General features: G+C 69.2%; 17 protein-coding genes, 1 pseudogene and 1 other annotated feature. Of the genes and pseudogenes, 14 read left to right on the top strand and 4 right to left on the bottom strand.

Features of this window, described 5'->3' with window-relative positions; translation table 11 throughout:
• The first annotated feature begins 847 nt into the window (after positions 1–847).
• The 3 genes from AB0G32_RS16560 to AB0G32_RS16570 all read left to right on the top strand — a co-directional run bounded on the left by AB0G32_RS16560 (position 848) and on the right by AB0G32_RS16570 (position 3,016).
• Positions 848–1,426, top strand: coding sequence for a tyrosine-type recombinase/integrase (locus AB0G32_RS16560; RefSeq protein WP_361163172.1), 579 nt, complete (start codon positions 848–850; stop codon positions 1,424–1,426).
• Positions 1,427–1,654: 228 nt separating this feature from the next.
• The gene (locus AB0G32_RS16565; protein ID WP_361163132.1) at positions 1,655–1,861 is read left to right on the top strand and encodes a helix-turn-helix domain-containing protein; all 207 of its coding nucleotides are present in this window, start codon (positions 1,655–1,657) and stop codon (positions 1,859–1,861) included.
• 195 nt (positions 1,862–2,056) lie between these two features.
• Positions 2,057–3,016, top strand: coding sequence for a site-specific integrase (locus AB0G32_RS16570; RefSeq protein ID WP_361163134.1), 960 nt, complete (start codon positions 2,057–2,059; stop codon positions 3,014–3,016).
• A gap of 63 nt (positions 3,017–3,079) precedes the next feature.
• Here AB0G32_RS16570 and AB0G32_RS16575 read toward each other — a convergent pair whose 3' ends face one another.
• On the bottom strand, positions 3,080–4,531 hold the full coding sequence (locus tag AB0G32_RS16575) for a hypothetical protein (protein WP_361163136.1): 1,452 nt from the start codon (positions 4,529–4,531) through the stop codon (positions 3,080–3,082).
• Between the two features lie 1,768 nt (positions 4,532–6,299).
• On the opposite strand from AB0G32_RS16575, the pseudogene AB0G32_RS16580 reads away from it, so the two are divergent.
• Together AB0G32_RS16580 and AB0G32_RS16585 are read left to right on the top strand one after the other, a co-directional pair.
• Positions 6,300–7,533, top strand: a pseudogene (locus AB0G32_RS16580) (IS3 family transposase).
• Positions 6,578–6,706, top strand: a sequence feature (AL1L pseudoknot). Its footprint overlaps the pseudogene before it by 129 nt.
• Before the next feature lie 20 nt (positions 7,534–7,553).
• Positions 7,554–7,745: a hypothetical protein gene (locus AB0G32_RS16585; RefSeq protein WP_361163138.1), complete on the top strand. Its 192-nt coding sequence runs from the start codon at positions 7,554–7,556 to the stop codon at positions 7,743–7,745.
• A gap of 180 nt (positions 7,746–7,925) precedes the next feature.
• Here AB0G32_RS16585 and AB0G32_RS16590 read toward each other — a convergent pair whose 3' ends face one another.
• The 3 genes from AB0G32_RS16590 to AB0G32_RS16600 form a co-directional block, all read right to left on the bottom strand.
• Positions 7,926–8,591, bottom strand: coding sequence for a VTT domain-containing protein (locus AB0G32_RS16590; RefSeq protein WP_361163140.1), 666 nt, complete (start codon positions 8,589–8,591; stop codon positions 7,926–7,928).
• Positions 8,592–8,642: 51 nt separating this feature from the next.
• Positions 8,643–9,311, bottom strand: a complete 669-nt coding sequence (locus AB0G32_RS16595; protein ID WP_361163142.1) for a lysophospholipid acyltransferase family protein — start codon at positions 9,309–9,311, stop codon at positions 8,643–8,645.
• A gap of 169 nt (positions 9,312–9,480) precedes the next feature.
• Positions 9,481–11,103 carry an MFS transporter gene (locus tag AB0G32_RS16600; protein WP_361163144.1) on the bottom strand — a complete coding sequence of 541 codons (1,623 nt, stop codon included), beginning with the start codon at positions 11,101–11,103 and terminating at the stop codon, positions 9,481–9,483.
• A 218-nt stretch (positions 11,104–11,321) separates the two neighbouring features.
• On the opposite strand from AB0G32_RS16600, the gene AB0G32_RS16605 reads away from it, so the two are divergent.
• The 9 genes from AB0G32_RS16605 to AB0G32_RS16645 form a co-directional block, all read left to right on the top strand.
• A complete protein-coding gene (locus tag AB0G32_RS16605) occupies positions 11,322–12,047 on the top strand; it encodes a lysophospholipid acyltransferase family protein (protein ID WP_361163146.1) in 726 nt (241 codons plus the stop codon).
• Between the two features lie 44 nt (positions 12,048–12,091).
• Positions 12,092–12,430, top strand: a complete 339-nt coding sequence (locus AB0G32_RS16610) for an acyl carrier protein (protein ID WP_361163148.1) — start codon at positions 12,092–12,094, stop codon at positions 12,428–12,430.
• Complete coding sequence (locus AB0G32_RS16615; protein WP_361163150.1) at positions 12,427–13,632, top strand: beta-ketoacyl-[acyl-carrier-protein] synthase family protein; 1,206 nt, start codon at positions 12,427–12,429, stop codon at positions 13,630–13,632. Before AB0G32_RS16610 ends, AB0G32_RS16615 begins: the two co-directional genes overlap by 4 nt.
• 56 nt (positions 13,633–13,688) lie before the next feature.
• Positions 13,689–14,969 carry an acyltransferase gene (locus AB0G32_RS16620; RefSeq protein WP_361163151.1) on the top strand — a complete coding sequence of 427 codons (1,281 nt, stop codon included), beginning with the start codon at positions 13,689–13,691 and terminating at the stop codon, positions 14,967–14,969.
• Complete coding sequence (locus tag AB0G32_RS16625) at positions 14,966–16,204, top strand: NAD(P)/FAD-dependent oxidoreductase (protein WP_361163153.1); 1,239 nt, start codon at positions 14,966–14,968, stop codon at positions 16,202–16,204. The genes AB0G32_RS16620 and AB0G32_RS16625 overlap by 4 nt, the downstream gene beginning before the upstream one ends.
• Complete coding sequence (locus AB0G32_RS16630; protein ID WP_361163155.1) at positions 16,201–17,205, top strand: ketoacyl-ACP synthase III; 1,005 nt, start codon at positions 16,201–16,203, stop codon at positions 17,203–17,205. Before AB0G32_RS16625 ends, AB0G32_RS16630 begins: the two co-directional genes overlap by 4 nt.
• A 69-nt stretch (positions 17,206–17,274) precedes the next feature.
• Complete coding sequence (locus AB0G32_RS16635) at positions 17,275–18,507, top strand: cytochrome P450 (RefSeq protein ID WP_361163157.1); 1,233 nt, start codon at positions 17,275–17,277, stop codon at positions 18,505–18,507.
• Positions 18,504–19,334 (top strand): aldo/keto reductase, encoded by an 831-nt coding sequence (locus AB0G32_RS16640; RefSeq protein ID WP_361163159.1) that lies wholly within the window; start codon positions 18,504–18,506, stop codon positions 19,332–19,334. Before AB0G32_RS16635 ends, AB0G32_RS16640 begins: the two co-directional genes overlap by 4 nt.
• A gap of 69 nt (positions 19,335–19,403) precedes the next feature.
• Positions 19,404–20,402: isocitrate lyase/phosphoenolpyruvate mutase family protein (locus AB0G32_RS16645; protein WP_361163161.1), on the top strand; the 999-nt coding region annotated here is incomplete at its 3' end.

A 20,402-nucleotide genomic window follows, 5' to 3' on the forward strand; every position in this document is an offset into this window, starting at 1 on the left:
GACTCCAGAGTCATCACGCTGCAACACCTGTGCCCCCTCGGCTGGCTACACACTGCGGCATACCCTGGCAGGTGCCACTGACAATCGGCTTGCGAACGGGAGATGACGCTGCCCTGCAGCGTTGCGGCAGGGGTGACGCCGGGCCCGCGGCTGAGGGCCGAGCGGTGCTTCGCGTGGTCCCGACGGATGTCGGCGCAACAAGCGGGGACAGGACGCGTGACGTCGCCCGAAATTCCAAGCATGAAATGAGTAATGCTTGGGGTTTATGGATAGCCGCCGCGTTTGCAGTGAACGGAAAATTCAGCTCAATTGCGGCTCGCTTTGAATTTCCAGGCGTGCAGATTTCAGCTGGTATCGCCACAGGCGGCGGCCTTTTAGGCTATCGATACCGGAAGGTGTCGGTGAATTGTCTCGTGCTGGTAGCTGCGCGAAATTTTCGGGTGCGGGCCAGTCGCTGGCGCCTCGGCTCATGGCTCCTCTCGATAGAGCAGGCGCTTAGAAGGCGCCTGCTCTGTTGTCGTGTTTCCTGGCCGTCGAGGTGCAGGTATGTGTGGTTTCGTGTCGATTCGCCGACAGCAGACACATTGAGTGCTGTACGGACTGGATTAAGTCGGCGAAGGAAGCGAACCTAGAGCTGTCTTCGGAAAGTAGAACCTGTTCTCTGCGCATCAACCGGGTCCGCGAGAGGTGCGTCGCGGGCGCAACATAGCCGACGATCGCCGGTTGGCCAAACCGGCGCTTCTCTGGACCATTGAATGACCAGGGGGCGCTGACGCGTCCCGATGTCTCGTGTGAGGAATCAAGTAATTTGTCGCAGCTCGCAATAGATGAATCGTCCTTGCTCTCTGTGGATCGCGTCCGTGCCCTCCTGGAATGGGTTCGGGAGGAATCTCCGGGAGCGATTTACCCTTTCTTCTTCTCCATGGCGAGCACTGCGCTGTCGCCGGGTGAAGCTGCCTCGGTTCGGGTGCACGACGTGACGCTCCCGGACGGGGAGTTCGGGGAGGTGCTGGTCCGTTCCGGCGAGGGCCGAAGGGTCCCTCTCACGCCAGAGATCGTGGGCGTGCTGAGGAGCTGGATCGACCGCGCGGACCTGAAGGCTGGAGATCTGTTGTTCCCTGGTGAGCAGGGCGGGCCGTTGTCGTCCTGCGGATACAAGAGGGTGTGGAGGCAGGCTCGCCAGGCGGTGTTGAGTCACGACGAGTTCCAAGCGGGCGTGGGGAAACAGGTATCCAGCCTGCGCGATTCCTCTCTGGACGCCTGGCTGAAGGCGGGCGTTCCTGTGTGGGGCGTTGCCGAGTGGGCTGGTGTGAGCGCGAGTTGGATTGCGCTGCGGTACCCGCACCGCTTCCGGCTGGAAGACGTCAAGACCGACTGGGACCACCTGGAAGAGATCCTGCGGCTTCCGGATATCCCCGAGCGGTAGCTCTTCCCGTCCCGGGCTTCGACTCACGATCCGAGCGCAGGACCATACCCAAGCACATCCCGAACGTCGGCGGTCCATGCCTCACGTGGCCCTGTCACATGGCTCGGACCCTTAGCGATCTCCCACTGCCCTGACAGGGCCGGTTGATCTGCGCCGTGGACCGCCGACAGCCCGGCTGAATCCATTCGCCGGCTTGGCCTTTCCACTCCTGTGTCCGAGGACTCGCCCATGCCTGCCCGTTTGCTGTCCATCCCCGCTGTCGCCGCCGTCCTGGACGTCGACCGCCGCACCGTCTACCGCTTCATCGCCGCTGGAGACCTCCCCGTCGTCGATCTGCGCACAGGGACGGAACGCTCCCGCGTCCGTGTCCCTGCTGCCGGGCTGGAGGAGTTCATCGCCAGGAGGCTGGTTGTTTCCCCACGCCCCAGTCGGTGATCTCTCTGCCCCAGTCCGGCCCTCACCGTTTCCGAACGAAGGAGCAGTACCACGTACCTGCGCAAACTGAAGTCGGGCAAGTGGCAGGCGACCGTACGCAACCGGGCAGGTGACCGGTACAGCGAGTCGTTCCCCCTCAAGGCGCAGGCCCGCGCCTGGGGCACCGAGATGGAGACACAGTCCGCCCGCGGAGGCATGCGCGACCCACGCGCCGGCGAGCTCACCTTCCGTGAGTGGCACGATCGGTGGTGGGATGCCCGTATCGTTGAGCCCCGCACCCTGCGCGGCGACGCCTCCACCATCAAAAACCACGTCATGCCCCACTGGGCGGACTGGGAGATGCGGGCCGTTACTCGCATGGACGTCCAGAGTTGGATCCGCTCCCTGGTGGAGAAGGGCGTGGGCGCCGCCGCGATCAAGCGGGCGTACAACCTGACTTCGTCCATCATGCGCGCGGCCGTGGATGACGATGTGATCGCGTTGAGCCCGTGCCGCCGCATCGACCTGCCTCAGATCGCCGTCAAGCCGCCGCAGTGGTTCACAACCGACCAGGCGCAGAGCATCCTCGACGAGCTTCCCGCCCCCTGGAAGACGATGTGCCTACTGGGCGTCTACACCGGACTGCGCTGGGGCGAACTCTCCGGCCTTCACCGTCACCGCATCGACCAGCGCCGCTCGCGCCTCTTCGTGGTCGAGGTCAACACCAAGCGGGGCATCAAGGAGTATCCCAAGAGCTCCAGGAGCCGCCGGGAGGTCCCGCTCCCGGCCCATGTCCTGGAAGCACTTGAACGTCACATATACCGGCTCGACCGGGACGCCGTGGTGTTCACCACCGTCACCAAAGGCAGGGCCGGACGGCTCCTCGATGACGGCAACTGGCGCCGACAGACCTGGTGGCCAGCCATCGAAAACGCTCACTACTTCGATGACGACGGCGAGCAGCAGCTCGTCCCGCACTATCCGCCCCACTCCATGCGCCACACCTGCGCCTCGTGGCTGGTCCAAAGGGGAGTCTCGCTCTACGAGGTCCAGCACCTTCTCGGCCACGAGAGCTTCCAGACCACCCAGCGCTACGCCCACCTCCAGCCAGACGCCCATAAGGCCGTGCTGGGAGCCTGGGAACGCATGGAAACCCCGCTCACTATCGTCGCATGAACGTTCCTTCGCCCTGTCCTCCATGGACAGGGCGAAGCCGTTTCCCGGTTGCACAGGGCCGGGTCACGTTCGCGGGCCAGTTGGCCGGTCGTCGGGAAGCGCCCAGCGGCCGTCGGCGCCGAACGGCCACAGGTAGGCGTAGGCATCGATCTTCCCCAGCTCACGCAGCACCTCCCGCCCGGCCGGTGGATCCACAGGAGTGCGCAAGGGTTCCTGCAGGGGGTCGAGTTGCCCTGCGTATGCCTCAGCCCACTCCAGCCAGTCAGCCTCGTCCGCCGCAACCGGCGCGTCGCCGGCTCGAACGCGGGCTGCCTGGCAGAAGGCGCGGATCTCAGCAGCCTGCCGCCAGCCCCGAATCTGCCCGGTAAGCACCGTCGCCCGGTGCTGCTCGATCTGCTGCTCGCGAGCCCGTGCGACGGCGGCGTACCAGCGGCGCCGCTGTTCGGCCTCACGCAGTACCTTCTCCTGCTCCCGGCGGTCGGCTTCCGCCGCAAGGCGTTCGAGATCCTGCAGCAGATGCCCCAGCCGTGACTCCAAGGTCCACCTGGCGCTGTCGCTGTAGGAGTACGAGTGCTGGAACCAGCTCCCGGCGGGCGCGCCGAGAGCGAGGCGGCCGTTGAACTCTTCGTCGTACTTGGGCAGGCGCGTCCAGGGGTTCCGCTCCTGCTGACGGCGCTCCTGCGACATCGGCTCGTGCGGGACCTTCGTCGTCCGCTCCGTGAGAGCGAGGGGAAAGGCCCGGCACCGGATCACGATCGCCACCATGTGTACGGCCTCACCGCGTTTCAGGTCGCTCTGAGCCTCGACCGCGTAGCCGCGGCCCTCCGCTTCCGTCAACAGGGCGTGCATGATCCGCAGGGCCCGGTCGGCAAGTGGACGCGACAGGTACAGCGGGATGACTTCCGGCTTGCCCCGGGTGTCGACCACGCTCTGGGATCGGCCGAGAGCCTTGCGCGTCGCACGAACGAGATGATGAGGGTGATCGAGGGTCTCCGGCACGTCGACGGCCGGAACAGGAGGAAGCTGTGCTGCCTTCTCGGCCTCCTCGTCAATCAGCGAAAAGACACAGTCGCCGCGCTGTCGGCCGTTCCACCGCAGCTTGTGCCCTATGGGTACGTGCTCATGGTGAAGCGCGTCGTAGTACGCCGTCCGCCATCGCCCCCGGGTTTTCGCGGCAGGATCGGGAACCGTGATCTTCCCCGAGGTCGACTGCAGACGGGAGATTAGCTCGGCTCCGTCAGCCGGGGCCCGCGCGGCCTGAGCGGCATCGCCCTTCAGCCGTTCCTTCTCGGCCTGGACCTGTCGGGGATGCTTGCCGTGCTTGAGGTAGTAGCGGCCGTCTGCAGTGACTACGGCGACGTGTCCGCTCCCGCGCCAGGTCCGCTTGATCAGGCCCCGTTGTTCCAAGGCCCAGGACGTCTGGGTCCGGGCAGGCGGGATGGACATCGCATTGGAAGCTGCCGCGATTTCGCGGAGCAAGTCGACCTGGGGCTCCGTCAAGGCGTATTTCACCACGTCGGCTCCTCGACGGTCCGTTGACAGAAGGCCAACCTAGGGGCGCTGCCGGCGACCGGCGTGCAGTGGTACTCCGTACGGGTGCATCAGGCTGTTAACGACCACGGCTGTGATGACGGCTGTGTAGGAGCTCGCCGCGATGTTCCTCTGTGACGCTCATTTGACGCTCCGAGCCCCGTATGTCTCCCAGGCCGAGTCGGGAAAAGACGTCTGACCTGCTCTTTCATGCACAGTCGTCCAGGCCGACACCTTTTGATGACGCACCACGTGGAGTGTGTCGCGATCCTTGAACCGGCTGCGAAGGGCTCCTGACCTGCGGTTTCTTGCGTGCGCATTATGTGCGGTGTGGGCGTTACGGGCGATATCTTGACGCTGAAATGACGCTCGTGACGCTCATTTGACGCTCCTTCTGATGGACTGTCAGGTGTGTCGCGTCGCTGGTCAGCTGGCCTGATGGGGAAGTCCGCGAGGCAGGGGTGCCGGAGATTTCTGGTGTCAAACAGTCATGCTCAGCCGCATCGGCAGAGCGCCCAGCAGGTTCTTCGTCTGCTGGTGGTACAGCAGCTGAACCCGTGCTGACCTGGGAAAACGATGCTTTGTAAGCCTTTCGCCCGGAGGCTGGTCCGGTAATGGTCCGGATCTTGGTAGCCACCGGCACGGGCGGCAGGGGGCGGTCAATAGTGGGAAGTCGTGGGAGCGATCGGGAGCAGGGGGACGCTCCCGTGGGCAGCCCGTGCAATCGACTACGGCCGGTGGTCGTTGCAGAGCCATCCGGCGGGATAAAAGCGAGCGGGTGCCCCGCATGGCCGTACCCCAGCCCCGCACTTGCCCCGGTAGGCGATCGGTGGTGTCCCCGGCACCGCAGGCCTTGTGCTCGGAGCGGACTCTGGTGGGCGGGGTGCCGGGATGTAGGGGAGCGGCGCAGTCTCGTGGTTCGGCGCAGCCGGCGGCCGGACGCGGCACGTTGGGTCGCCGTCCTCCATAGGATGCCGGACCTGACGTGGCCTCGCCATGACGGCGGGTGGTTCGCCCGATGTCGCGTCGAGGTACGCAGTGTGATCGGTAGTGAGGGTCCAGAACTCAAACGCAGTCCGCTTCACTTTGACGATTGCTCGTACGTAAAGTCCGGAGGCGGCATCTCGGATGAAATCGTCGAAGGGGCGTTCCGCAGGTCGCGTGGTCGGATGCCAGCCTCCGCATTTCCCTGTCCGTTTCTTTGGACACGGCCCTGGGAACCGCTCGTCCCACTTGGCGAGTTCGATGCGCCGGATACCACCGCGGAACGGGATGGGGGAGTCGCGCTTCATGATCAGTTCCAGGGGAACGCGGTCGGTACGCAGCCACGGTACCGTCGTGTCCCGCGCCATGTTCTGGCTGTCCGTCTGCCATGCGTCGAGCACGCCAGCCCGTCGGGCCGCCACGTCCCGTGCTTGAATCTCACGCGGGTTGCGCGGGGACAGTTGCGACTCGAATCCGAGTAGTACACCGTCCGTACCACGGATCAGGACGTCACTGCGGACTGCGCGGTCCTTGCTGGATCGTTCCTGGACGGCACTCTGACCGCCTTCCTCTGCTGCCCGGACCGCCCGGTCTTTGTACGCCTTGTGTTCGTCAGACTCTCCACCGCTGTAGTGCCGGTCCTCGGCGTCGCTTTGCATGCGGGCAGCGACGACTTTGCCCAGTCGCCGGTACACCGACATTGGCTCGATGAAGCCCTGAATCGACCCGGGTTTGATGGAGATCATCAAGACCCGGAAGGATGCCGATCATGGCTGCTCCCCGTAAGTACCCCGACGAACTGCGTGAACGCGCGACGCGTCTGGCCGTCGAGGCCCGCAAGGACCCGGCTGGCCGGGCCGGTGCGATCAAGCGCATCGCCGACCAGCTCGATGTACATCCCGAGGCTTTGCGGGGCTGGGTCAAGCGGGCCGAGATCGACGAGGGCACCGTCGCCGGGACCACCAGTGCGGAGGCCGCCCGGATCGCGGAGCTGGAGCGGGAGGTGAAGGAACTGCGGCGGGCGAACGCGATACTGAAGTCCGCCTCGGCTTTCTTCGCCGCGGAGCTGGACCGTCCACTGCGCTGAAGGTCGCCTACATCGACCAGTACAAGGAGAAGTTCGGCGTCCAGCCGATCTGCGACGTCCTCGCCGAGACGGACGCGCCGATCGCGCCGAGCACCTACTACGCCGCCCACTCCCGCCCGCCCTCGGCCCGCAGTCTGCGCGATGAGCAACTCACCGAACTCATACGCCAGGTCCATAGCGAGAATTACGGTGTCTATGGGGCTCGCAAGGTTCATGCCGCCCTGGTCCGCGGCGGCATCCGGGTGGCCCGCTGCACGGTCGAACGCCTCATGCGCCAGGCCGGACTTCGTGGGGTGATCCGGGCCAAGAGCCCACGCACCACCCGGCCCGCGCCCGAGACCGGCCGTCCGGCCGACCTGGTCGAGCGGCAGTTCACCGCCACTGCCCCAACCAGCTGTGGGTCGCAGACATCACCTACGTGAGAACGTTCTCCGGCTGGGTCTACGCGGCCTTCGTCATCGACGTGTTCTCCCGCATGGTTGTCGGCTGGCAGGTCGCCACCAGCCTCTACACCGATCTCGCCCTGGACGCGCTGGAGATGTCGATCTGGCGTCGCCGGCACACCGGCGCCGACCTGGCAGGCCTCACCCATCACTCCGACCGCGGAGTCCAGTATCGTGCCATTCGCTACACCGAACGCCTCGCCGACGAGGCGGCCGTGGCCTCGGTCGGGTCCAAGGGCGATTCGTATGACAACGCCCTCGCTGAGGCGTTCAACAGCCTGTTCAAGGCCGAGCTGATACGCAACAAGGGGCCGTGGACGTCCATCCGCGTTGTCGAGATCGCGGTCGCCGAGTACATCGACTGGTTCAACCAGCGACGCCTGCACGGCGAACTCGGACACGTCACCCCCGCCGAGCACGAGGCCGTCCACTGCGCGACCGAACCCCCTGCGTCGCTCCAGAAAACCAGCTAACTCACTCTCCACAGAACCCGGTGCTTGACATCCAGCACGACCTGCTGGAACGACTCCTGCCCGCCAGACGTCCGCGCAGCCAGCCCCGCGTCGCCAAACGCGAGATGCCCAACTACCGGCTCAAACGGGCCGGACACCACACCTGGCCCCAGCCCACCCACACCGACATCAGAGCCATCCGCGTCCAACGACCCAAGCCCGCAGACCCATAAAGCAACGGCATTGCCTCTAGACGACCTCTCCGTGCGGGAAGCGATGCAGTTGTTCCCGGTCCTGGTGGTCGAAGGAAGTCGTGGTGGCGCCGGCACGAGCGCGACGAGCGCACGCCGTTGCGGCGCCCATCCCGCCCCACCCCGCACGCCTCACCCGATCGGTGGCCGCCCTTGCGACGCTCACTGCGACTCGGCGGCTCTGCGTGAACGTATCGCCTCGATCAGGACGGGCACCAGCGACAGGACGATGATCAGCACGACCGCGGGCAGCAGGTAGGAGTCGATGCTGCCCTTGAGGGAGTCGCCGAGCTGGTAGCCGAGGAGGATGAGCCCCACCGTCCACAGGCAGCCGCCCAGCAGGTTCCAGAGGAGGAACTGGCCCGCGCGCATGCCGAGCACCCCGGCGACCGGGTTGAGGAAGGTCCGTACGACGGGCAGGAAACGGGCCAGGACCACGGCCTTGCCCGCCCCGTAGCGGGCGAAATACGCCTCGGCCTTGTGCACGTACTCCTGCTTGAAGAGCCTCGATTCCGGCCGGGCGAACAGCTTCGGTCCGATGCGTGCCCCGAGCAGGTGCCCCAGTTGTGCCCCGGCGGTGGCGCACAGCGGGGCGCCGATCAGCAGAGCGGTCAGGGACAGGTGGAAACCGGGCTGGTCGAAGACCTCCGCCGCCGCGCCCGACGCCCCCACCCCGGCCAGGAACAGCAGCGAGTCACCTGGCAGGAAGAAGCCGAACAGCAGCCCGGTCTCGACGAACAGGATGATGAGGATGCCCGCCAAACCGAAGGCCGCGATCAGCGATTGGGCGTCCAGCACGTTCATGGCGGCAGTCATGGCAGTGTTCATGAACTTCTCCTCCGGCGGACTGGGGCAGTGACGGGGACGCGGTGAGGCCGCTCAGTTCCTCACCGACGTGGCGAAGGCGGTGGCGCGCTCCTGGCCCGACAGGGCGGCGATGGCGTCCATGACGGCGTCGGCGGCCCCCCGGCGGGCCCGCGCGTCGTCGGCGCGGCCTTCGAACAGGGCAAGGTCCACAGGTTTGCCGAAGGCGACGCGGACCTTGGCCGGCCGTGGCGCCACCGAGCCGACCGGCAGCACGTGGTCCGTTCCGTGCATGGCGACCGGCACCACCGGGGCGCCTGACCGCAGAGCCAGCCAGGCCACTCCGGTCCGGGCCCGGTAGAGCCGCCCGTCGGGCGAACGGGTGCCCTCCGGGTAGATGCAGAACACCTCACCGCGCCGCAGGACGTCGAGGCACGGATCCAGCGCCGCCACGGCCGCGCGCCGGTCGGTGCGGTCGACCGGGACCTGGCCCGTGCCGCGCATGAAGGACGACGTCAGCCGGCGGTGCCAGCCGCGGCCCTCGAAATACTCCGCCTTGGCCATGAAGGTGACCTGCCGGTCGAGGGCCAGCGGAAGGAAAGTCGAGTCGACGATCGAGAGATGGTTGGAGGCGAGGACGACCGGACCGGAATCCGGGACGAGATCCGCGCCGGAGGTGTCGAGGCGGACCAAAGCGCGGAGAAAAGGGCCGAGTATCCGCTGCATCTTCTGGTAATTCGCCAATTTCCCCGTCCCTACTCCAGGCCGTTCCACGTCGACACATCGAGGTGAATGACTCTAGCGCACGGATTTTTTCGCTCTTCCGTTTTTCGCGGCTCCGGCTGAACAATGGCTTGTGCGCCGTCGGCCGTACGGCTAAAGCCGGCCTAAAAACCGGGCATGCAATGCGGAGTCAGCGTGCTTTCCGGTCGCGGAGTTCCGTCAGCAGGCTCGGCGCTGTGACAGCCAGGCCCACGCAGGTTGCGATCACTCCCGCGAGCAGGGCGTACGACATGGCGTCCATGAAGATCGAACGGCTCAACCCCTCCCACGTCCCGCGCAGGCCGGCCGGCATGTGCGCGAGGGGCTGGTGCAGGCCCACGGAGACCTCGTCCAGGGCCTGCCGCACGAAACGCGGGTCCGCGTCGTCCGCACCGGCCTGCCGCAGAGCCGTCCGCAGCAGGTCCTCGGCGCGGCTGCCGAGCATGGTGCCCATGGTCGCGATGCCGATCCCGCTGCCGATCTGCATGCCCGTCTGATGCAGCCCGCCCGCCAACCCGCCCAGCGGCACCGGCACCTGACTGACAATCATCTTCGTGGACCCCGCCAGTGCGGGCGCGAGCCCGAGCCCGAGGGCGAACAGCAGCAGTCCCAGATGCGTCGAGCCGGGTTGGGTGCCGATCCGGGACAGCCCGTACACCGCCCCGGCGGTCACCGCGAGACCCGCGCACACCACCGCGCGGGCCCCGACCTTGCGCATGGCGATGCCGGACAGCGGCGCGGCGACGATCAGCGTGCCGGTCAGGGGCAGCACGTGGACGCCGCCCTCGACGGGGTGCAGACCCAAGTGGTTCTGCACGTAGTACGAGACCACGAACAGGGTGCCGATCATCGTGAACGCGAGACTGATCACCAGCACGAACCCGGCCCACAGCGGCGGCGAGGCCAGCAGCGTCGGAGGGACGAGCGGATCCACGGCACGCCGTTCCCGCCGGACGAACAGCCAGGCCAGGACCGTAGTGGCCACGGTCAGAGCCACGCTGCGCCCGTCGGTCACGCCTCGTGCGGCGATCGCGGAGACGTCGAGGAAGAGCGCACACAGCAGCAGGCCGAGGATCAGCGCGCCGGGCACGTCGAAGCTCCGGCGCGCGGCGGGCGCCGGGCGGCGGGCCGGCCGGCCGCGCCAGACCCAGGCGCCCAGCGCGACGGTGAGCAGCCCCAGCGGGATGTTGATCAGGAAGGCCGCCCGCCAGGACACATGTTCCACCAGAAGACCGCCGATCACCGGTCCGGCGGCCGTCGAGATGCCGATGGAGGCGCTGCGCACGGCGATCGGCATGTCCAGTCGGTCCTCGGGGAACGACTCGCGCAACAGGCCCATGGTGGACGGCTGGAGGACCGCGCCGCTGACCCCCTGGAGCACCCGCAGGCCGATCAGCCAGCCGGCGTCGTGCGCGGCGGCGATCAGGCCCGAGGAGACCGCGAACCCGGTCACGCCGATGAGGAAGGTCAGGCGGTTGCCGATCCGGTCGCCGATCCCGCCGGAGACGATGAGCAGGGCGCCGACCGCCAGCACGTACGCCGCGGTCACCCACTGCACCTGCACCAGGCTGGCGTTCAGGTCCGCCTGGAGGGCCGGCTGGGCGAGCAGGACGATCGTGCCGTCCAGGGAAACCATCGTCGTGCCCATGGTGATGACGGCGAGCATCAGCCAGGCCGCGCGCGGTTCGAAGGGACGGCCGGTGTCGGCAGCCCGGCCGCCCGCGGGCGCCGGACGCGCCGGGTCGTCGGACCGCGGATCGTGCGCACGGGACATGTGAACCGCCTGAACATGCAGGTGACTTGGGGAAGTAGGTCACTGTACCCGACGGTCTCCGCCGGTCCCGGCCGGTGCGACGTCCTTTCCTTTCGCTAAAGCGTGCGCAACCACTCGAATTAAATCGGTCGCATTCGACTTGAGCGGCCCAGGGTGGCTGGTCATAGTGGTCCTCGCCGGACGGACGTTCAGCAGCGGGTGAAAACAATGGAGGACCTATGTCGGGCCGTGAGCTTCTGCGCAAAATACTGTCGGGTCTGGCCGTGACTGTTTTCCGTCCCCGCATCACCGGACTGTCCCAGCTGCCGAAGTACGGGCCATTCATTCTGGCAGCCAATCACCTGTCCTTCTCGGACCATGTATTCCTCACCCTGTTCGTCCCGCGCCCCCTGTATTTCGTGGGGAAGGCGGAACGGCTGGGCAGACGGGGCGTTCGCGGCAGGCTGAGCGGGCTGTTCTTCCGCGGCATCGGCATGATCCCGGTACGGCGGGACGGCGGACGCGGGGGCGTGGCGGCCCTCGAGCTGAGCCGCGAACGGATCGAACGCGGGCTCAGCGTCGGCATCCACCCCGAGGGCACGCGCTCGCCCGACGGCCGCCTGTACCGCGGCCATACGGGCGCGGCGTGGCTGTCATTGGCCACCGGTGCGCCCGTGGTGCCCTGCGGTCTGGTTGGCACGGACCAGGTGCAGAGCCCCGGGCGGCTGCTGTTCAAGCGGGTCCGATTCGGAGTGCACTTCGGTCAGCCCCTGCGACCCGACCGTTACGCGGGCCGGGAGGAACTGAGCCTGACCCGGCGGCAGTTCACCGACGAGATCATGCGGCAGATCCAGGTACTCAGCGGGCAGGAACTCGTGCCCCGCTTCGCGGTCAAGGGACAGGCGATCGAGGCCGGCCGGGCCGGGACGGCACGCACCTCGGCCCCAGCGGGCGGCCCCCGCTGACCGGCCCACCCAGCGCACACCCCACCTCTCGACGGGAGTCACCCATGACCGCGTCCGACACCACCCACCACCAGACCGGCCCAGCGGCCACCGAGGCGTCCCCGGCGGAGCGAGCCGCTTCGCCCGGTTCGCGCCAGGACAACCTGCGCCGGATGGGCGCGCTCATCGCGGAGATCACCGGACTGCCGGAGAGCGAGGTCGTCCCCGAAGCCGACCTGGTCGAGGACCTCTACATCGATTCGGTGGCCAAGATCGAGCTGATGGTCGCCTGCGAGACCCGCTTCGGCGTCCACATTCCCGATGAGATCTCCGCCGGACTGCGTACCGTCAGTGCGGTACTCGACCACCTGGAGGCGCCGCAGGCACCACAGGCCGCGTCGTGAGCGCCGTCGTCACGGGCGTCGGAGCGGTCGCCCCCGTCGGCAGCCGCGCCGAGGACGTGCACCAGGCGCTGCTCGCCGGGCGGTCGGGTGTCGGGCTCCTGGCCGAGCCGGACTTCGCGCCGCTGCCGACTCGGCTGGCCGGGCGGGCCGACATCGCGGGCCGCCTGGACCGGGTCACCGCCCGGACCCTGGAGCGGGTGCAGCAACTGGCCCTGGTGGCGGCCGAGGAGGCCTGGGAGCAGGCCAAGGCCGACACGGTGGAACCGGAGCGGCTGGCCGTCGTTATCGGCACCGCCATCGGCGGGGCGCGCGCCATCCCCGGGCAGGCCACCGTGTTGCGTGAGGAGGGCCCCCGACGCATCAACCCGTACCTGATGACCCTGCTGATGCCCAACGCCTGCGCGGGCACCGTAGCCCTGCGCCTCGGCGCCCGGGGCGGGGCGCACACCCCCGTCAGCGCGTGCGCCTCGGGCACGGAGGCCATCGCCGTGGCCCTGGACCTGATCCGGCTCGGCCGGGCCGATGTGGTGGTGGCCGGCGGCGCCGAGTCCTGCCTGCACCCGATGACGCTGGCCGGCTTCGCCCAACTGCGCGCCCTGTCCTGCCGTATGGACGATCCCGAAGCCGCGAGCCGGCCGTTCGACGCGGACCGGGACGGTTTCGTGCTGGGGGAAGGAGCCGGGATGCTGGTCCTGGAGCGCCCCGAACACGCCGAGGCGCGTGGTGCGAGGGCGCTGGGCACGCTGCTGGGCGCGGCCGTCACCTCCGACGCCCACCACATCATGGCCCCCGACCCCGAGGGCACCGGCGCCGCCCGCTGCGTCGCGGACGCCCTGCGCGACGCGGGGCTGACCCCGGGGGACATCGGACACGTCAACAGCCACGGAACCGCCACTCCCGTCGGGGACCTCGCCGAGAGCCGCGCCCTGCGGCAGGTCTTCGGTGGCCACCAGCCGGCCGTCACCGCGACGAAGTCGTGCACCGGTCACCTCCTCGGGGCCTCCGGTGCGGTCGAGGCGGTGGCCACGGTGCTGGCGCTGCGCGACGGGCTGGTGCCCCCCGTACGCAACCTGACCCGGACGGGCGACGGCATCGACCTCGACCTCGTCCGGCACCGGCCACGTCAGGTGGGCCGGCCCACCGCCCTGTCGACCTCGATCGGCTTCGGCGGACACAACACCGCGCTGGTCCTCACCCGGTGACCCAGCCCGCCCCGCCTCCACTCAGCCCTGACACCGGCAGAAACGGACGTTCCACGATGGTGATCCCCCAACAGGCCCGGCCCCCGCAGCCACCTCCCGAGCGGACCGCCGCCGAACCGGGCCCACAGCGGCCCGGGCCACCCGCGCTGCTGGATTCCCTGACGGGGCTGCGGGGGCTGGCCGCCATCCTGGTCTTCTGCTTCCACTACTCGACGTTCCAGATGGTCTTCGCCGACGGCGGAGGGCTGGAATTCGCGTCTCTGCACCGGCCCCAATGGCTCACCATGAGCGGCAACTTCGCCGTCGGCAGCTTCTTCATCCTCAGTGGCTTCGTGCTGGCCCTGACCACCCTGCCGGGCACCAGCATGGCCAACTTCTGCGCCAAACGGGTCGGCAAGCTGTTCCCGGTCTACTTCGTCACCTCCGTGCTGGCGATCGCCGCCATCCTGCTCATCGGCATGCCGATCAGCACCGGCAACATCGTCCTGCACCTCACCTTGCTCCAGTCCTGGGTGCCCTTCCAGGACATCTACCACGGCGTGAACCCCGTGACCTGGTCGCTCAGCACGGAGGCGTTCTTCTACCTCCTCTTCCCGCTGGCCCTGTTCCTGGTCCGCCGTCTCGGCACCCGCACCCTGTGGTGGCTGCTGGGCACGGCCGTCCTGTTGGAGTTCTCGCTGCCCCTGTACGTCATGCACTACTTCACGGTCGGCGACCTGCCGGGCCACGAGACGTTCATGAGCACCGGTTCCAAGGGGGGCGACCTCGCCTACTGGTTCACCCTGCCCTTCCCGCCCTACCGCTTCCTGGAGTTCCTGGTCGGCATGATCGCCTGCGTGCTGCTCACTCGAGGGGTGCTGCCCCGGGTGCGGCCCGGCTGGGCGTGGACGCTGTGCGCCGTCGCCTACGCCATCGGCACCTACACGCCCGGCCCGCTCCAGCGCACCGCGATCGGCCTGGTTCCCCTTGCGGTGCTGGTGGTCGCCCTGGCCCAGGCGGACCTCGACGGCCGCCCCTCGCTGCTGCGCCGCAAGCTCTTCGTCGAACTGGGGAAGCTGTCGTACGGCATGTACGCCATCCAGTTGCTGGTGTTCCTGCCGACTGCGCCCTTCCTGCTGCGCTGGCTGTCGTCCGTACTGGAGGTGCCGGAAACGACACTCGGCGGACCCCTGTGGAAGGCCGGTGTCATGGCCGCGTACTTCGGCCTGATCATCCTGCTGGCCGTCCCTCTCTATCGCTACATCGAGGTCCCCGCCTACGACTACGCCAAGCGCCTGTACCGCAACCGCAAGGGCTCGGAGCTGTTCGCGGCCCCGGCGGAGGGGCAGCCCTCATGAGGATCTGCGTCATCGGTTCCGGGGTCTTCGGCATCGCGGTGATGCGTGAGCTGGGCAGGGTCCTGCCGGAACACTCCACCCGGCACTGGTTCTCCGAGGACACGGAGGCCGGCGGCCTGTGGAACGCCCACTCGCGCCGCAGCCGGGTCTACGATGCCCTGTACCTCAACACCTCCCGGGAGTCGAGCGCTTTCACCGGCACCCGCATCGACGCCGCCCCGGGCGTGCACTTCGTGCACCACACCCGCTACGCGGCCTACCTCGCCGAGACCGCGGGGCGGTGCCCGGCCACCGAACGCCGCTGGGGCTGCCCGGTCACCTCGGTGTCCGCGCAGCCGGGGGGCGGCTGGCTGGTGCGGTACGACACCCCCGACGGTGCGCGGGAGGAGACGTTCGACGTGGTTGTCGACGCCACCGGGCACAGCGGCGAGCCGCACGCGCCGGACGTGCCCACGGCGGCCCGCACCGACTACGCCCGGCTGCACTCCGCGCGCTACCGCAACGCCGACGCCCACCGCGGGCAGCGCGTCCTGGTCGTGGGCAACGGCGCGTCCGCCGTCGACATCGCCTGCGAATTGACCGGTACGGCGGCCGCCGTGGGAATCAGCATCCGCACGCCGAAGTGGTACCTCCCCAAAATGCTCCTGGGCCGGCCCGTCGACCGGTCCTCCGACGGCGGTCTGCGCCACACGCCGGTGCTCGGCCCGCTGGTGGCCGCCGGGACCCAGGCGGTGGTCCGCCGGATTGTGGGTTCCTACCGCGACTACGGGCTGGAGGAGCCGCGGACACCGCTGGCCGCCGCCACGCCCGTGCTCAGCGACCACTTCCTCGCCCACCTGGCGCACGGCCGGCTCACCCCCTACCCGGGCGTGGCCGAACTGGGGGAGACCGCCGTCCGGTTTACCGACGGCAGCAGCGACAAGTTCGACACGGTCATCACCGCCACCGGCTACCGGGACACCTCCGAGCACCTGCCGCCGCCGGTGCGGGACATGCTGCGGCACGGCCGGCTCGGCCTCCGCCTGGAAGCCCCCGGCTTCCCCGCCCTGTACCTGCTGAACCGGTTCCGCTGCGGGGACGCGGCCGTGCGGTGTGCGGAGGTCCAGGCCGCGGTTGTCGCCCGGGCCCTGCTGCACCCCCCGGGCGAGCCCGGCAGACAGCTCCCGGGCCGGTACGCCGTCCCCGCCCGGATCACCGCGCGCACTTTGCAGAAGGTCTACGAGGTGGATCGATGAACGCACCGCCCCCTGTGCTCCCGCACCCGCCCGGCGCCCCCCTGCGGGTCACAGGCCTCGGTTGGTACGTGCCCGAGCGGCGCGTCGACAACGACACCGTCGCCCGCTGGTGCGGAGTGACCCCCGAATGGATCACCGCCCGCACCGGAGTGGACGAACGGCGGTACGCGGCAGACGACGAGCCGACCTCGGTACTCGCCGCTCGCGCTCTGGAACAGGCGCTGGACGACGCCGGACTCGCCGGCGACGACTTGGCGGCCGTGGTGGTGTGCACCTCCACGCCGGACCAGCCGCAGCCGCCGACGGCGGCGTTCGTCCTGGCCGAGCTGGGCATCTCCGGAATCGCCGCGTTCGACGTGAACGGCGTGTGCGCGGGCTTCCTGTACGGCCTGGGCGCTGCCGAGGGCTGGCGGCGACGCGGACCGGTGGCGGTCGTCGGCGCCGACAAGTACTCCGCCCTCATGAACCGCCGCGACCGCCGCACTGTCAGCCTCTTCGGCGACGGCGCCGGCGCCGTCGTGCTCGGCCCGGCGCGCTCCGAGGACGATGCCGTCCGGCTCGTCGCCCGCTGCCAGCCGGAACACCTGGACTTGGTGCGGGTGCGCGGCGGCGGCAGCGCCCTTCCCCTGCGCGACACCGCGGACCCGCTCGCCGACCGTTTCGAGATGCAGGGCCGTGCGGTCGTCGCATGGGCCGAGGAGGCGTTCCCGGTGGTGGTGGAGCAGGCCTGCGCCGAGGCTGGACTGATGCTCGCCGACATCGACCGCTTCGTGCTGCACCAGGGCAGCGGCCGGATGGTGGAGCTGTGCGCCAAGTGGATCGACGCGCCGCCGGAGAAGGTCGCCACGACAGCCCACCGCTTCGGCAACACCAGTGCAGCCTCCATCCCGCTGACGCTGGCCCACGAGGCTCAGCACCAGCGCCTGAACCGGGGCGACCGGGTGCTGCTGGCCGGCCTCGGCGGCGGCACCGCCGCGTGCGCCACGGTCGTGACCTGGTGAGCCGGCCGGACGGCCACGCCGGTACCGGGGCCGCACCCCGGACAACCCACCGTACGAAGGACGACAACGATGACCACTGACACCGGTCCGGACGTGACCGCGCTCCCCCCGCTGCCCCAGGGCGCCCCCGACGGATGCCCGTTCGCCCCGCCCCCGGGAACGGACGGCCTCCAGCGCTCGGCCCCGCTGTCCAAGGTGGCCCTGCCGGACGGGAGCTGGGCCTGGCTGGCCACGACGCACGAACTGGTCCGCGAGATCCTCACGCACTCGGGGTTCAGCGCCAATCCCCGCTCCGCGGGCTTCCCGCGCTGGAACCTGCCCGGCGGCACGGACCTGCCGATGAGCATGACGCATGCCGACCCGCCGCTCCACACCGAGCTGCGTGGCATGGTCGCGGGCGAGTTCACGCCCCGGCGCATCCGCCGGCTGCGACCGGACATCGAACGCATCACGCTGGCCCGCTGTGAGGCCGTCGAACGACTGCCCCAGCCGTTCGACTTCGTGACGGAGTTCGCCACCCCCATCCCGGCCCTGGCGATCAGCCTGCTGCTGGGCGTACCCGCCGACGCGCTGGACTTCTTCGAACGCAACGTGCGCCTCGTCCTGGCCCACGACGACCTGGAGTCCGCCGAACGCGACCAGGCGAAGCTGGCACTGCTCGAGTACGTCATGAAGCTGATCGAGCAGAAGCGGGCGGAGCCCGACGACAACCTGTTGAGCAAGTTGATGACCGACCACCCCAGCCTCAGCGACCTCGACCTGGTGTCGTTTGTGGCGCTGCTGCTGTTCGCCGGGTTCTCCACCACGGCCCACATGATCGAACTCAGCGCCCTGACCCTCATCCAACGCCCCGAACTCGCCGAACGCGCCCGCCGCGACCCGTCCGTCATACCGGCCCTGGTCGAGGAACTGCTGCGCTACCACGCCGTGGTCCGCGACTCGCCGCGCCGGGCGGCTGTGGCGGACGTCCGGATCGGCGACGTCACCATCGGCGCGGGCGAAGGCGTCATCACCTCCGTCCAGGCGGCGAACTGGGACCCGGCTGCCTTCCCCGCGCCGGAGGAGATCGATCCGGACCGGCCGCGCAACCCGCGCCACCTCGCCTTCGGCCACGGCATCCACGTGTGCCTGGGCGTCGCGCTCGCCCGGCTGGAACTGGAGGTCGTCCTGGAACACCTGGTCACCCGCTACCCGGACCTGCGCCTGGCCGTCCCCGCCGACGAGATCCGCTACCGCACCACGACCCATCTGCACGGCTGCTACGAGCTCCCGGTCGACCTCGGCCTGTCGGGTGCCGCATGACGCCCCCCGCGGTCACCCTGAACACCGGGGCCCGGATGCCCACGCTGGGGCTGGGCACCTGGCAGGTCCCGGACAGTGACACCGAGACGGTCGTCAAGACCGCGCTGACCACCGGCTACCGGAGCATCGACACCGCCACCAGCTACCGCAACGAGCGCGGGGTGGGCACGGGGCTGCGCGCCTGCGGCCTGCCCCGCGAGGACGTCTTCGTCACCACCAAACTGTGGAACGCCGACCACGGGACCGACGAGGCCCGCCGGGCCTTCGACCAGAGCCTGGAGCGCCTGGGCCTGGAGTGGGTGGACCTCTACCTGATCCACTGGCCGCTGCCCATGCGCGGACGCTACGTCGAGACCTGGAAAGCCCTGGAGGGTCTGCACGCCGAGGGACGGGCCCGCGCCATCGGTGTCTCCAACTTCACCGCCGAGCATCTGCGCCGCCTCATGGCCGAGTGCGACGTCGTCCCCGCGGTCAACCAAGTCGAACTGCATCCGCTGTTCGCGCAGCGGGAGTTGCGCGCCTTCCACGCCGAACACGGCATCGTCACTCAGGCCTGGAGCCCACTCGGCTCCGGCCAGGGCCTGCTGGACCTGCCGGAGCTCACCGCCCTCGCCCGCCGGCGCGGACTGAGCACGGCTCAGGTGGTGCTGCGCTGGCACCTCCAGTCGGGTCACGCGGTCATTCCCCGGTCCGCCGACCCGGCGCATCTCGCGCAGAACGCCGAGGTCTTCGGCTTCACCCTCGACGACGCGGAGATGGCAGCCGTCGACTCCCTGGACACCGGCCTGCGCCGGGGACCTGATCCGGACACCTTCGACTACGGGTGACGCCGCCCGACAGACCGCGGGCGCACCGACCACGAGAACGACTCGGAACACAAAGAGAGCAGAGGCGATATGGAGCCCGTCAAGGGACTTGGGCGCAGGACGGCCGGAACGGCCGGGCTACGGGAACTGCTGGCACGCCCGGGAGTGGTGCGGATCGTCGGCGCCCACAATCCGCTCGGCGCGCGGCTCGCCCAGCGGGCCGGCTTCGACGGCGTGTGGTCCAGCGGGCTGGAGATCTCCGCCTCCCAGGGGCTGCCCGACACCGACCTGCTGAGCATGGCGGAGCTGCACGCGGTCGCCAGTTCGCTCGTCGGCGCGGTCGACATCCCGGTGGTCGCCGACTGCGACACCGGATACGGCAACGCCCTCAACGTCATGCACCTGATCCGGCGGTACGAGGCTGCCGGGCTGGCCGGTGTCAGCATCGAGGACAAGGTCTTCCCAAAGGTCAACAGCTTCGTTCCCGGACGGCAGGAACTGTGCCCGCTGGAGGAGTTCTGCGGCAAGATCGAGGCTGCCACCGCGGCCCGGTCCGACCGCGACTTCGCCGTCATCGCCCGGATCGAGGCCCTCATCGCCGGGCACAGCATGGACGAGGCGCTCACGCGCGGCGAAGCGTACGCGGAGGCGGGCGCCGACGCGATCCTGATCCACGCCAAGGGCGCCTCTCCCGCACCGGTGCTGGAGTTCCTCAGCCGGTGGCGGGCGCCGCTGCCGGTCGTCGTCGTCCCCACCACTTACCACACCATCACGGCCGACGAGCTGCACGCCGCAGGCGCCAAGCTGGTCATCTACGCCAACCACGGCCTGCGCGCGGGCATCACGGCGGTCACCGAGGTCTTCGACACCATCCTGCGGGACGGCCGCACCACCGGCGTCGAGGAGCGGATCGCCCCGCTGGCCACCGTCTTCGACCTCCAGGGGATGGCGCAGCTGAAGAAGGACGAGGAGCGGTTCGTACGCTCCGGCGACCCGGGCCTGCGGGCCGTCGTCGTCCCCGGCCCCGGGGCCCCCCGGGCCGGGGGCGCCCCCCCCCCCCCCCCGCGGCCGGACCCGGACGAGGGCCCC

The organism is Streptomyces sp. NPDC023723 (assembly GCF_040639815.1).
In the GTDB taxonomy this organism is placed as follows: Bacteria; Actinomycetota; Actinomycetes; order Streptomycetales; family Streptomycetaceae; genus Streptomyces.